Genomic DNA, 12,747 nt, shown 5'->3' on the forward strand with positions numbered 1-12,747 from the left:
GCCATCGCCTCTTTCGTCAGCGATGGATCTGGTAACGGGCGCCGCGCAGACGGTCACGTTCGAAGCGAAGCCTCAAGGCTGCTGCTTCTTCTTCTTCCACTTCTTCTTCGGCTTCGGCGGCGGCTTCGTCTTCTTCGGGTCCTTGGGCGCCCACGGCACGCGCGTGTCGATCGGCAGGATGTCCTCGTGCGGCAGCGCGCGCTCGCCCTCGCGCTTCACCGCGAACGACGCCGAGACCACGTTGATCCTGTGCGCCCCGACATCCGACAGATCCCCCTTCATGCGGAGCCCGATAGGGATGCAGAAGAGCCGCTTTCTCTCTTCCTCATCCATGTCGGCCGCCGCCGCCGCCCCGCCGCCCAGGCCGCGCCGGTCGCCGAGCATGTTCGGGTTCTCCATCGCTTGCTGGAGCTGCTCGAGCACCTCCTCGGCGCACACGAGCTCCGGCTTGGGCTTCTTCTTGCTGCCGGACGGATACTGCACCTTGGACTGGACCTTGACCGTCACGGTCACCGGCTGCCGGTCGGGCCCCATCTGCAGCGCGCTCCCCGCGAGCGCGCCCTTGGCCGCGTCCACGATGCGATCCCACGTGGGGCCGTCTCCGGCCGTCGCGCTCACCAGCCGGACGCCGAGGACCTGGCCGTCGGCGCCGAGCTTCACCTCGAACGTCGCGCGCGCGTCGAGCGGCGCGGCCGAGGCGCGCACCGTGTCCGCCAGGGTGCTCGCCACCACACCCGCGGCCGGGACGCTGATCCCAACGCTCTTGTCCTTGCTGTGCAGCGTCTCGTTCAGCACCTTGCCCGCGATCGCCGGATCCAGCGGCTGGGCGCGCGGGGCTGCCGTCGGCGCCGCGCGCGGCGCGTCGGGGCCGGGGAGGAGGCCGGGCACGCTCCAGAGGGGCGTCCCGATCCCGGGCGCGAGCGCGACGCCCCCGCCCGCCGCGGGGGGCGGGCCGCCGTACTCGCCGCCGGGCGGCGCCGCCGCCGGAGGGCGCGGCGCCTCGGCCACGGGCCCGGGCGCCTCGGCGGGCGCCGGCGACTCGGCCACTGGCCCGGGTGCCCCAGCCGCAGGCGCGGCGGCCTCGGCCGCGGGCGCCGCGGCCTCCGGCGGCGCGGAGTCCGGCACGGCGCCCTCCGGCGCCGCGGCTTCCGGCGCCTCCTTCGGCTCGGCGGCGGGCGCGGCCGGAGCCGGCCTCGCGCGCTCGGTCGAGGCGACCTTGGCGGCCGCGGCGCCCGGCGCCGGCGCCGGCGTCTTCTCCGCCGGAGCGGCCTTGCCGACCTCGCCGGCCTCTTCCGACGCGCTCGCGACCGCCTCGCCTCCGGCCGGCGCCGCCGCGGCGCCCCGCGGCGCCGGCGGCTCGAGCTCGATGTCGATGCCGTCGACGGCCGCCTGCGGCCCGGCCGGGGCCGCGGGGGGCCGCTCGGGCGTCGGCGCCGCGAGGATCGCGAGGTGCGCCGCGACCGCCATGGCCAGGGCCACGGCCTCGCGTCCCCGCAACGAGATGCTCACCGCCTCCTCGATGCAAGGCGACTACGCATCGAGCGAAGCTAGCATGTCCCCCGGCGCGCGGACCGGCTTCCCCCTGCGTCCCCCGCCCGCCGCCGCGAGAAGCACGATTGCGGCGGCGGCCACGCCGGGCGGCTGCCGGCGGCTGCAGGGACCGGCATCCGCCGGTGGCGACGTCATCGGCTAGATAGGTAAGTCATATTACGAAGCCGCGCGCCCTGCCTTCAGCCCCTCACCGCGCCCTCTGCCCTCGACGGCCCTTCACCCCGAGGCCCCGGAGCGCCGCCGGCCCGAGCGGCCCCGTCCTCGGGCAGCTTCATGGTCTGGTTCACCTCGGGGACGACCTGGAGCAGGCGCTTGAAGAGCGTCCCGTCCGCCTTCTTCTCGACCACGGTCAGGTACGAGTCGGAGATGGCGTTGCGGTTCTTGTCGAGCTTCACCTTGCCGCTCGGCGCCTCGAACTCGAGCTTGCCCAGGGCGTCCTTGAGCTTCTGCTGGCCGTTCGAGAGGTCGCCGCCGGCCTGCTTCAGGGCGAGCAGGGCCGCCTTCATGTTCGTGGAATACGAGTGGAGGGTGCCCGAGGGGAACTTGTAGGCGTCGGGGAACTTGGCCCGGTACGCCTTGACGAACGCCTGCCACCCCTCGCTCGGGTTGTCGTCCGCGATCGGCACCCCGGAGATGGTCCCGACGAGGTGCTCGGCGATATCCCCCTTCGAGTCGAGGACCATCTGGTCGACCGTGCTCGAGCCGCCGATGAGCGGCGCCTTCCCGCCGAACTGCTTGTATTGCTTGAGGAACGTCAGGGCGTCGGCGCCGCCGAGCGCCACGTCGATGGCGTCGATGTCCTTCGGCAGCGACGAGATCACGGAGCTATAGTCCTTGGTCCCGAGCGGCACCCACAGCTTCTTCGGCACGCGCCCGCCCACGTGGCAGAACTCGGCCATGAACCCGCCCACCAGGGTGTACGGGTACGAGCAATCCTCGGCGAGGGTCGCGACCCGCTTGTAGCCCTTCTCGTTGAAGGCGTAGCTCCCGACGCCGGTCATCCACTGCGCGCCGTCGGGCGAGAACCGATAGAAGTTCGGCGCCTGGTCGCGGAGCGTGATGTCCTGCGCCGCGGCGCTGCCGTTGACGAACACCCGCTCCGGGTGTCTCTTCGCGAGATCGCGGACGGCGAGCCCCTCGTCCCCCGACAGCGGGCCCACGATGAAGTCGACCTTCTCCTGCTCGATGAGCTTGCGGGCGGCGTCCCGGGCGACTGTTTGGAACGGACGGGTGCGGGCTGGTCGGAACGCCGCGGCGGTGACGCCGGGGCGTTTGCCGTGTGCCGGTAATGCAGTAAATGTTACAAGTTGGATCGTGGCTTCAGAGCACCGGCGTGCCCGGCGCCGCGTCCTCGACCGTGATGGTGCGGACTCGCCCGTCGACCTCGGCGGTGAGCAGCATGCCCTCGGACACGAGCCCTTTGCCGAAGTCGCGCGGCGGCAGGTTGCAGAGGACGACGACCCGCTTGCCGACCAGCTCTTCCGGGGCGTAGCTCGCGGCGATGCCCGAGATGATGCGCCGGGGCGCGCCGTCGCCGGTATCGACCCGCAGATCGAGCAATCGGTCCTTCTTCTTCACGCGCTCGGCGCTCGCGACCACGCCGATCCGGAGGTCCAGCCGGGCGAAGTCGTCGAACGGCACGGGGCCCTTGCCCTGGCGCGCCGGCTGGGCGGCCGCCCCGGCGCCGCCGTTCGCCTCGGGCGCGGCCTTGACCTCCGGCGTTGCCTTCGCCTCGGGCGCGGCCTTGGCCCCGGGCGCGGCCTTTGTCGCCTCGGCGTCCGCCGGCGGCGGGGCGAACCGGGCGAGCAGCTCGGCCTCTTTCTCCTTCTCGAGGCGCGGGAAGATCGGCGAGCCCTTGCGGAGCTTCTCGCCGGGCGCTCGGGCGGCGGGGAGCAGCGGCCACTGGTCGTTGCCCGGCTCGGGCGCGAGCGGCTGTAGCCCGAGCTGGTCGCGCATCCTGGCCGCCACCACCGGCATCACGGGCGAGATCATCACGCTGATCGCGCCGAGCTGCTCGACCAGGGTCGCGACGATCGTCCCGAGGCGCCGCGGATCGGTCTTCTTGGCCACCCACGGAGCGGCCTTGTCGATGTAGAGGTTCGCCGCCGCGATCACCGTCCAGATCGCGTCGAGCGCGCGCGTCGGCTGGTGCGCGTCGAACGCCGCCGCCGCGGCCGCCGAGGCCTGCTGCTGCGCGGCGAGGAGCTCCTCCTCGAGCGGGCCGAGCTCCCCCTTCTCGGGGACCTCGTCGGCGAACGGGAGCACCCGGTTCAGCAGGTTGCCGAGCGCGTTGCCGAGCTCCGAGCCGTACCGGGCCAGGAGGTCCTGGATGCTGAAATCGCCGTCGTGACCGAACGAGATCGCGCGCATGAGGCAATAGCGCACCACGTCCACCCCGACCGGCGGCGCGCCGGCCGCCGCGCCCGCGCCGCCGGGGAGGGCCGCCGCCGCCTCGGAGAGGGCCTCCGCCACCTCGACGGGGCTGATGGTGTTGCGGAGCGTCTTCGACATCTTCTGGCCGCTGTAGGTGAGGAACCCGTGGGCGAACACCTGGCGCGGCAGCTCGGCCTCGCCGTAGCCGGCCGAGAGCAGGAACGCGGGCCAGTAGACGGCGTGGAAGCGGAGGATGTCCTTGCCGACGAGGTGCACGTCGGCCGGCCAGAAGCGCGTGTTGTCCTCGGGCTCCTTGAGCGCGGTGAGGTAGTTCGCCAGCGCGTCGAACCACACGTACATGACGTGCTTCGGGTCGCCGGGGACGGGGATGCCCCACTGGAACGTGGTGCGGGAGACCGACAGATCCTGGAGCCCCTCGCGCACGAAGCTCGTCACCTCGTTCAGGCGGCTCGCCGGCTGCACGAAGGTGGGGTTGCGCCGGTAGTAGTCGAGCAGCGCGTCTCCATACTTGGAGAGGCGGAAGAAGTAGCTCTCTTCCTTGACGCTCTCGACGGGCCGGTGGTGCAGCGGGCAGACGTTGCCGGGCTGCTTCAGGTCCTTCTCGGTATAATACGCCTCGCACCCGACGCAGTAGAGCCCCTCGTAGTGGCCGAGGTAGATGTCCCCGCGCGCCTGGATGCGGCGCCACAGCTCTTGCACGGCCTTCTTGTGGCGAGGCTCGCTCGTGCGGATGAAGTCGTCCGGAGCGCAGCCGAGCTTGGGCCACGTGGCGCGGAAGGCCGCGGAGATCTCGTCGGCGTGGACGCCCGGCGCGAGGCCGCGCGCCTCGGCGGCGCGCTGGATCTTGAGGCCGTGCTCGTCCGTGCCGGTGAGCATGCGGCTCTCGTGGCCGCGCACCCGGTGATAGCGGCACAGCACGTCCGCGGCGATCGTCGTGTAGGCGGTGCCGAGGTGCGGGACGTCGTTGATGTAATAGATGGGCGTCGTGACGTAGAAGCGGCTCGCCATGGGAGCGCTCTCTTACCACGGGGCGCTCTCCCGCGGCGAGCGCCGCGCCGCGGCGCGGCGCGGACGTCTGGGGCGCGCGGGCCCTCGAAGGAGCGGCGCGCCCGGGGCGCGTTCGAGGAGCCAGAGGGCCCCTCATCGAGGCGCGGGAGGACCCCACGGCGGCCTGCGCCGTGGCGCGTCGCGCTCGCTGCGCGCGCGCAGGGCGCCTCTCAGATCAGCGCGTCTTCAGGGAGCTCCGCCTGGTGCAGGATGGCATCGGTGAACACCTGGCCGTCGAGCTCATAGTACAAGCGAAACTGCACCTTGCGCGCGTCCGGCCGCGGCGACACCGACCCTGGCGTCGCCGTGGATCCCTGGAAGATCTTGCCCGTGAAGATATACTGCTGGACCGGGCCGAACCCGGCATAGGCCAGCGGGAACGTCTCGGCGTGGATGAGCGCGTCGCCGCCGTCGAACACGTGGACATCGATCCACGCGTTGGCGCCCCAGGCCGTGTGGCTGACCCACGCGACGAGGTTGAGGTTCGTCTGGATGTCCTTCCCGACGCTCGGCCCGTCGGCGGGCCTCGGGAACGCGTTGATCTTCGAGACCTGGGCGGTCTGCACGTTCGCGATGTCGGCCCGCGCCTGCGCCCCCGCGCGGTAGACGACCGGCTGCGCCGGGCTCCGCGGCGGCGGGCCGCCGACGTCGAACCAGTAGTTTTCCCCGAAGCGGCTGTCCCACGCGTCGCAGCGACGGCTGGTCTGGGAGAAATGGTGAAACCACAGCTCCACGCCCGTGGCGTCGTCGGGCACCGCGAGCTCCAGCGGCGCGGCCCGGTGCGCGACCACGGGCCCGGGCGGCCTCCCCTCGGCCCGCACCTCCTCGACGACGCTCCCCTGCACGATCTCGCCGCGGGGGTGGAAGCGGACGTAGGCGACGATGTCGCCGATCTTGGCGCCGCGCCAGGTCGTGAAGCAGCGCGATAGGCGGCTCATGTCGTATTCGATCCTGAGCGCTCCTCGGCGCTCGATCTCGCCCTGCTGCGCGTGGATCCAGTCGGGGAAGAACTGGAGAACAGCGGCCTTCGTCATGGGATCCTCCTCGGATCGAGAGGTACAGAGGACCGGGACGGGGACGCAAGCGCGGCGCGGTCATCGCGGGTCATCGCCGGTCATCGCGCGGTCATCGTACGGGCGTGGGCTCCGCCGGGTCGTTGCTCGTCATGCCCGCGGTCGCGCTCGGCGTCGCGAACACGCCGTTCACCTCGTCCGCCGGCGCCCACTGACCAGCGTTCATCAGCGCGCCCCCCGTGATCTCGGGCGGCGGCCCGGGGCGCGCCTGCACCTCGTCCGCGTGGACGCACACGTTGACGTGCACGCGCGGGTCCGCGTCGGGGCGCTGCGCCAGCGCCTCGTGGAGCGACGCGGCGGCGTCGAGCGCCATCCGCCGCGCCCGCCGCTCCTCGGCCGCGGTGGCCGGGAGGAGGCGCACGCCGAGCACCTCGTTGCTGGTGAGCGACGCCAGGATGAAGCCCGCGCGCGAGAGCCGCGCCTCCGCGAGGTCGAGCACCTGCCCGATATCGGCGGCCAGCGCATCGTCGAGTTCGTCGGCGCCGCCGCGCGTCCGCACCTCCAGGTAAACCGCCACCGCCGCGTGCGTCGGATCAGGGCCGCCCGGCGAGACCGATGCCGGCCCGCCGATGGCGTCCCGGAGCGCGCTCATCAGCTCTTCGACCGAGCTGTAACGCCGCTCACGCATCTTCTCCATGCACCGCAGCACCACCGCGTCGAGCTCGAGAGGCAGCGGAACCCGCACGCTCGGGGGCAGCGGCGTCTCCTCCAGGTGCTTTCGCACCATCTCGTCCGTGTCGGTTGTGTGGAATGGTAATCTACCTACCAGCATGCGATGGAGAAGTACCCCGAGCGCATAGATATCGACCCGCGCATCGATGGGGCCGCCCAGGATCTGCTCAGGCGCCATGATCGATGGCGTCCCGGGCATACGTCCGGCGGTGGTGAGCCAGGTCGAGCTCTCCTCGGGGGCCATCATCTTGGCGATGCCGAAGTCGAGCAGCTTCACGGTGCGCGGCTGGCCCGAGCAGATGAAGATGTTGCTCGCCTTGACATCCCGGTGGATGATCCCTGCAGCGTGCGCCGCCCCGAGCGCGGCGCATACCGGCTCCATCAGCTCCAGCACGTCGCGGAGCCCGAGCCGCTTCTCGGCCTTGATGAGCGCGTCGAGCGTCTGGCCCTCGAGGTGCTCCATCGCGTAGAAGGGCCGGTGATCGTCGATCTCGCCGACCTCGTAGATCTCGACGATGTTCGGGTGGGAAATCCTGCGCAGGGCCTCGATCTCGCGCGCGAACCGGTCGAGCACGCGGGTGGAGTGGGCCACTGCCTCGTTCAGCACCTTGACAGCGGCCCGCTTCCCCGTGTGGAGGTGCCGCGCCGAAAACACGGCCCCGCAGCCGCCCTTGGCGATGAACTCCTCGAGGATGTACTCGCCGGCCATCGTGCCTGGCGGGAGCTCGCTGTGCGCGATAAGCCTTTCAGCATACAACAACGTCCTGGTTTCGTCATCTTCGTCCGTCATGTCGCCTCTTCGCGTGGTGCGTCGATATCTTACCACCTGCGCGTGCGTTGCGTGCTCCCAGCCGCCGACGCGGCGCTCGTTCGTGTTCGTTCAACCAAACGATATATTTTTGATCGAGCGACACGTTTTTTATTAACTTTTACGAAGCCATATACAGGGGCGTTTCCAAATGGTAACTTAAACTTTCCCATAGCTCGACCTCGCTTCGAAAACCCTGAGATGAAAGGGGGAGACGATCATGGAACTTTCCTGCGCGCGTCTCGCTGCATTGTTCGTCGTACCTCTGGTTACCACTGCCTGCATCGGTGCTGAGCTCGACTCCGACCCGGAAGCGCTGCTCGAGGAGGCGGAGGGCGCGCTCGAGGGCGACAACGGCTACCTCATCAACGCGCTGAGCCAGAACGCGCTGAGCCAGAACTCGCTGACATTGAACGCGCTGAGCCAGAACGCGCTGAGCCAGAACGCGCTGAGCCAGAACTCGCTGTCGGCCATCCGGGACCCGGGAACGAACGGCGCCATGGCGCGGGACCTCCTGCGCTACATCGTGAGCTGTGCGCTGCGCGCCGACCAGACGTTCTCGTTCTCATGGATCGACAGCGGCGGGGTCTCCCACCCGGAGGTCTACCGCGGCGAGCTCGGGTACGCGCACTGGTGGGCGACCACCCCCATCGGTCCCAACACATACGTTCAGCGTCAGATCACGGCCTGCCTCGCCGCGCGGATAAACTGGTACGGCGTCTCGGTGAGGATCTCCCTGCGCAACAACGAGATGTCCTCGTCCGCCGCGGAGCGTACGGCCTATCCGGTGAGAGAGGGCGCGTTCTGGGGCAACATGTTCGGCACGGTGGAGGCGCCCTTTCTGCGGGCCTGCTACTCACCAGCAGGCGTCACGCGCGCGCGCCAGCTGCAGCGCGACTGTGCGGCCGGCCACCTCAGCGTCGACCCGGGGACCGGGGCCACGACCGTTCAGCAGTGTGGTCCGATGACGATCGTGGGCTCCTGCGATACCATCTGCAACGGGACGGACACGGTGAACGGCTTCTACAGGGGGTGTCTCAGGAATCCTTCGGTCTCGCCGTGGGAGCGCATGGACGAGGTGATCACCACGTTCTTGCCGCCCGCCCCCTAGGAGCGTGAATGCGCTCGGAAGCCCTGCGAGGCGAGGAGCCGGAACGCGCGGCCCGTGAAGCGGGGCGCTGTCCGGCCTGCGGGCGGCGGAGCCAGGGCGCGTGCCCCGAGTGCACGCAGTCCGCTCGGCCGCCGTCCGGCCAGTCGTCGATCCCGCCGGACATCACGGAGATCGTCCCCGTCTCCTTGCCTCGCTTCCCGGGCTTCTGGACCCGGAGGACGCTGGGGCAGGGCGGCTTCGGCCTCGTCGTCGAGGCCGAGCCCGAGGGCGGCGGGGCGCGCGTGGCCATCAAGCTCGCGCGCGCGGACCGGCGCGGCGCGGCCCAGCGCCTCCGGGGTGAGGTCGACGCGCTCTCGTCGATCGGCGCCCCCCACGTGCCCGCCGTGCACGCGTGGGGCGTGCTGGACGACGGCTCGCCCTACGCGGTGATCGAGCACATCGCCGCGCCCACGCTCGCCGCCCGGCTCGCGGCGCGCCCCGCGCTGCAGCTCGAGGAGGCCGCCCGGCTCGGGCTCGCGACCCTCGCGACCCTCGAGGCCGTGCACGCCCGCGGCTACGTGCACTGCGACCTCAAGCCCGAGAACATCCTCGTCGATCAGCACAAGGCGACCCTCATCGACTTCGGCATCGCCCGCGTCGTGGGGCGGCGCTACGACGGGCAGGACGAGGACCTGGCCGTCGGCACGGCCGAGTACATGGCGCCGGAGCAGTCCGCCGGGTGGGCCGATCTCGACGCGCGCGCCGACATCTACGCGATGGGCGTCATCCTCTACGAGCTCTTCGCGGGCCGGCCCCCGTTCTGGGGGCCGCGCGCGGCGGTGCTGGAGGACCACCGGAGCCGCAGGCCGCCGCGCCTGTCGGCCAGCGCGGCCGTGCCGCGGGCGGTCGAGGAGGTGGTGCACCGCTGCCTGGCCAAGGAACGGAGCGAGCGGTTCGCGAGCGCGACCGAGCTCCGCGCCGCGCTGGAGCGCGCGCTCCGGGACGAGCGCACGGCGGGCGAGCGCGAGGCGCCGCGCTCCGTGGCCGGCATCGAGCGCCGCGTGATGGGGCTCCTGTTCTTCGAGAGCGCGTCCGATCGCGTCGCCGTGCAGCGCCGGCTCCGGGCGCTCGGGGGCGAGCTCGCGCACGCCTCGGGCGCGCGTTACGTGGGCGTCTTCGCCCAGGAGGGCGCGGCCAGCCCTGCCCGCCGCGCGCGGCGCGCGGCCGACGAGCTGCTGCGGCGCGGGGTGTGCGCGCGGGTGCTCATCGATCTCGCGCCGGTGTCCATCCAGGGGCGCGCGGACGGGACGCGGCGTCTCCTGAGCCCGCTCTTCTCGCGCGCCGAGCGGTGGCCAGCCGCCTCAGGGCCGACCGGGCCCTTCCTCACGCCCGAGGCGTCGGCCGCGCTCCCGGAGGCGCCGCACGCCCCGGCGGCCGACGAGCTGCCGCCGGGCATCGAGGACCAGTCGCGGGAGGCGACGCGGCCCGACGCGTTCGTCGGCCGCCGCGACATCCTCGATCAGCTGCTGCAGAGTGCCGAGGAGGCGCTCCGCCTGCGGCAGCCCACGGTCGTCTCCCTGACGGGCGGGCCCGGCCACGGCAAGAGCAGCCTCTTCGCCGAGCTCGTCAGGCGGCTCCGGGAGCGCCTGCCGCACGCCCACATCATCGATCTCCGGGGGCACGAGCCGACGAGCGCCGCCTCGGACACGACGCTGCACGAGCTCGTGCGCGAGGCGCTCGGCGTGCCCGAGGAGCCCCCGGAGAGCGGCGTCCGCGCGGCGCTCGCCGAGCGGCTCGGCCCCGCGGTCGGCGAGGAGCTTTGCTCCGGGCTCGCGATGGCGCTCGGGTGGGTGGACGAGCAGACGGGCGTCGAGATCTTCCCGGAGCTCGAGGCGCTCCGGGCCGCGCCCGGCGCGCTGCACTCGGCGCGCGTGCGGGCCGCGGGCGAGTGCCTGCGCCGGAGCGCGGCCGCGGCGCCCGTGCTCGTCGTCCTCGACGACGCGCACTACGCCCGCGACGCGACGCTCGCGGCGCTCGAGTACGCGGCGCTCGCGGACGAGGCCACGCCGCTGTGGATCTGCGCGATGGGGCGCCCGGCGTTCGCCGAGGCGAACCCTTCCTGGGGCGAGCGCGCCGCCCGGCGCGAGGCGCTGCGGCTCGAGCCGCTGGACGACGAGAGCGCGCGGGCGCTGTGCCGGCGGCTGCTCCTGCCCGCGCGGGACGTGCCGGAGCCGGCGATCGATCGCCTGCTCGAGCGCTCCCAGCGGGTGCCGCTGATCCTCGTGGAGCTCGTGCACGGGCTCAAGCGCGAGGGGATCCTGCGCCGGCACCGGCGGGGCGACGCGTGGTACCTGGCGACGGACGAGCTCGACAGCCTGCCTGCCTTGCCGGAGCTCGATCCGCTGGCGCAGGCGGAGATCGAGGCGCTCGGGCCGGCGCTCGGGTCGCACGCGCGGCTCGTCTCGCTGCTGGGCGCCGACGTGTCGATCGACGAGATCGCGGGCGTGCTGCGCCAGCTGGATCTCCGCGGCGACGGCGCGGCGTTCCCGCTCGACGCGCGCGTCGGGACCGAGCGGCTGCTGAGGGCGGGCGTGCTGGTCGACGAGCGGAAGGGCCGGCTACGCTTCCGGCACGCGATGGTGCGGGAGGCCGTCGCGCAGGACGTCGCCGAGGCCGAGCGGCGGCGGATCCACCTGGCCGCGTACGAGCACCACCGCGAGGCGGCGCACGAGGGCCGGGACCAGCGGCGGCACAAGATCGCGCACCACGCGGCCGAGGCGGGGCTCGCCACGGTCGCGGAGGAGGTCTACCTGGAGCTCGCCGAGCGGGCGCGGGCGCGCCACGCCTACGTGGAGGCGGAGCTCTACTACAGCCGGGCGCTCGCGCAGCCGGCCCCGGAGCGCGGGGCGCGGCGGAGGGCGGCGTACCGGGGCCGCGGGCTCATGCGCTACCGGCTGGGCCGCTACCACGACGCGCTCGGGGATCTCGATCGCGCGCGCGCGATGGCGGTCGAGGAGGGCGACGTGACCGAGCAGGTCGAGATCCTGCTCGACGAGGCCACGGCGCTCGACTGGATGGATGACTACGGGCGGTCGAAGCAGCGGGTGGAGGAGGCGGGGGCGCTCGCTCCGGGCGAGTTGCCGCCGGCGCTCGCGGCGCGCCTGTCGATGGCGGTGGCGCGCTCGCTCCACCGCGACAGCCGGGAGGAGGAGTCGGCGCAGCAGTTCGAGCGCGCGGCGGCGCAGGCCGAAGGGCTGGGCGACGACGGCTACGAGACGCTGGTGGTGTCGCTGCTCCTGCTGGGCTTCATCTACCCGGGGCTGGGCAAGCTGGACGAGGCACGCGCGGTGCTAGATCGGGCGATCCACATGTGCGAGGAGCGCGGCGATCTCCTGCACCTCGGGCCCGCGATCAACAACCGGGCGATGCTCCGCGCGTGCCTCGGGGACAACGAGGGGATGGTCCTGGACCTGTGCCGTTCTCTCTCCATCTCGCGCGAGCTGGGGCTCGGCACCATGGAGGTCGTGGGGGAGTTCAACCTGGGCGAGTACCTCTACCTGATGGGCGACCTGGACGCGGCCATGCCGCACGTGGAGCGGGTCGTGTCGCTGGAGCGCCAGCTGCGCGGGGAGGAGGCGCGGCCGGTGGTGCATCTCCTCCTGGCGAGGCTGCTCCTCCATCGCGGCGAAGAGAGCAGGGCGCGCGAGATCATCGAGGCGATCCGGGCGCAGCAGGCGAAGGCCGCGGCGGCGGGGCGCGAGGATGCGGCGATGGCGCCCGCGGAAGAGGTGCTCTGGTCGATGATCGACCTGGCGACGCGGGACGCGAGCGACGAGGCGTGGGACGAGCTCGAGGAGCGGTCGGCCCGCCACTCGGTGGGGCAGGAGCAGATCGAGGTGATCGAGGCGCGGGCGCGCGCTCTCGCTCGGCGCGGCCGCCACGAGGACGCGAAGGCGGCGCTCGAGAGGGCGATCGAGGCGGCGGGGAGGATCCCGAACGTGATGCGGGAGCGGCTCGAGCGGCAGCGAGGGGCCTAGTTCCGCGCGTTCAGATATCCCCCCAGAGATCTCCCGCCGCGGGCTCCTGGTGCGTGGGACTCGTCGAGCGCCGGT

At 72.4% G+C, this 12,747-nt stretch carries 7 protein-coding genes; 2 read left to right on the plus strand and 5 right to left on the minus strand.

The features are described from left to right. Window positions 1-72: 72 nt before the first annotated feature. The 5 genes from WME98_RS24315 to WME98_RS24335 all read right to left on the minus strand — a co-directional run bounded on the left by WME98_RS24315 (window position 73) and on the right by WME98_RS24335 (window position 7,527). Window positions 73-1,509 (minus strand): hypothetical protein, encoded by a 1,437-nt coding sequence (locus tag WME98_RS24315; RefSeq protein ID WP_437953430.1) that lies wholly within the window; start codon window positions 1,507-1,509, stop codon window positions 73-75. Between the two features lie 221 nt (window positions 1,510-1,730). Next, the gene (locus WME98_RS24320; RefSeq protein WP_437953431.1) at window positions 1,731-2,711 is read right to left on the minus strand and encodes an ABC transporter substrate-binding protein; all 981 of its coding nucleotides are present in this window, start codon (window positions 2,709-2,711) and stop codon (window positions 1,731-1,733) included. 160 nt (window positions 2,712-2,871) lie between these two features. Further along, window positions 2,872-4,953 (minus strand): methionine--tRNA ligase, encoded by a 2,082-nt coding sequence (gene metG, locus WME98_RS24325; RefSeq protein ID WP_437953432.1) that lies wholly within the window; start codon window positions 4,951-4,953, stop codon window positions 2,872-2,874. A gap of 209 nt (window positions 4,954-5,162) precedes the next feature. Then, a complete protein-coding gene (locus WME98_RS24330; protein ID WP_437953433.1) occupies window positions 5,163-6,026 on the minus strand; it encodes a DUF6209 family protein in 864 nt (287 codons plus the stop codon). A 91-nt stretch (window positions 6,027-6,117) separates the two neighbouring features. Continuing rightward, window positions 6,118-7,527: a serine/threonine protein kinase gene (locus tag WME98_RS24335; RefSeq protein WP_437953434.1), complete on the minus strand. Its 1,410-nt coding sequence runs from the start codon at window positions 7,525-7,527 to the stop codon at window positions 6,118-6,120. A gap of 238 nt (window positions 7,528-7,765) precedes the next feature. Here WME98_RS24335 and WME98_RS24340 point away from each other — a divergent pair, with 238 nt between their 5' ends. Both WME98_RS24340 and WME98_RS24345 read left to right on the plus strand, forming a co-directional pair. Continuing rightward, window positions 7,766-8,656, plus strand: a complete 891-nt coding sequence (locus WME98_RS24340; protein WP_437953435.1) for a hypothetical protein — start codon at window positions 7,766-7,768, stop codon at window positions 8,654-8,656. Window positions 8,657-8,664: 8 nt separating this feature from the next. After that, on the plus strand, window positions 8,665-12,672 hold the full coding sequence (locus WME98_RS24345) for a serine/threonine-protein kinase (protein WP_437953436.1): 4,008 nt from the start codon (window positions 8,665-8,667) through the stop codon (window positions 12,670-12,672). The last annotated feature ends 75 nt before the right edge of the window (window positions 12,673-12,747 follow it).

This window comes from Sorangium sp. So ce296, from assembly GCF_051529605.1.
GTDB classification, from domain to species: domain Bacteria; phylum Myxococcota_A; class Polyangia; order Polyangiales; family Polyangiaceae; genus Sorangium; species Sorangium cellulosum_D.

Coding starts and splice junctions, on each gene's coding strand:
- WME98_RS24340 (WP_437953435.1), top strand. CDS start 7,766: ATGGAACTTTCCTGCGCGCGTCTCGCTGCATTGTTCGTCGTACCTCTG.
- WME98_RS24330 (WP_437953433.1), bottom strand. CDS start 6,026: ATGACGAAGGCCGCTGTTCTCCAGTTCTTCCCCGACTGGATCCACGCG.
- WME98_RS24335 (WP_437953434.1), bottom strand. CDS start 7,527: ATGACGGACGAAGATGACGAAACCAGGACGTTGTTGTATGCTGAAAGG.
- metG (WP_437953432.1), bottom strand. CDS start 4,953: ATGGCGAGCCGCTTCTACGTCACGACGCCCATCTATTACATCAACGAC.
- WME98_RS24345 (WP_437953436.1), top strand. CDS start 8,665: ATGCGCTCGGAAGCCCTGCGAGGCGAGGAGCCGGAACGCGCGGCCCGT.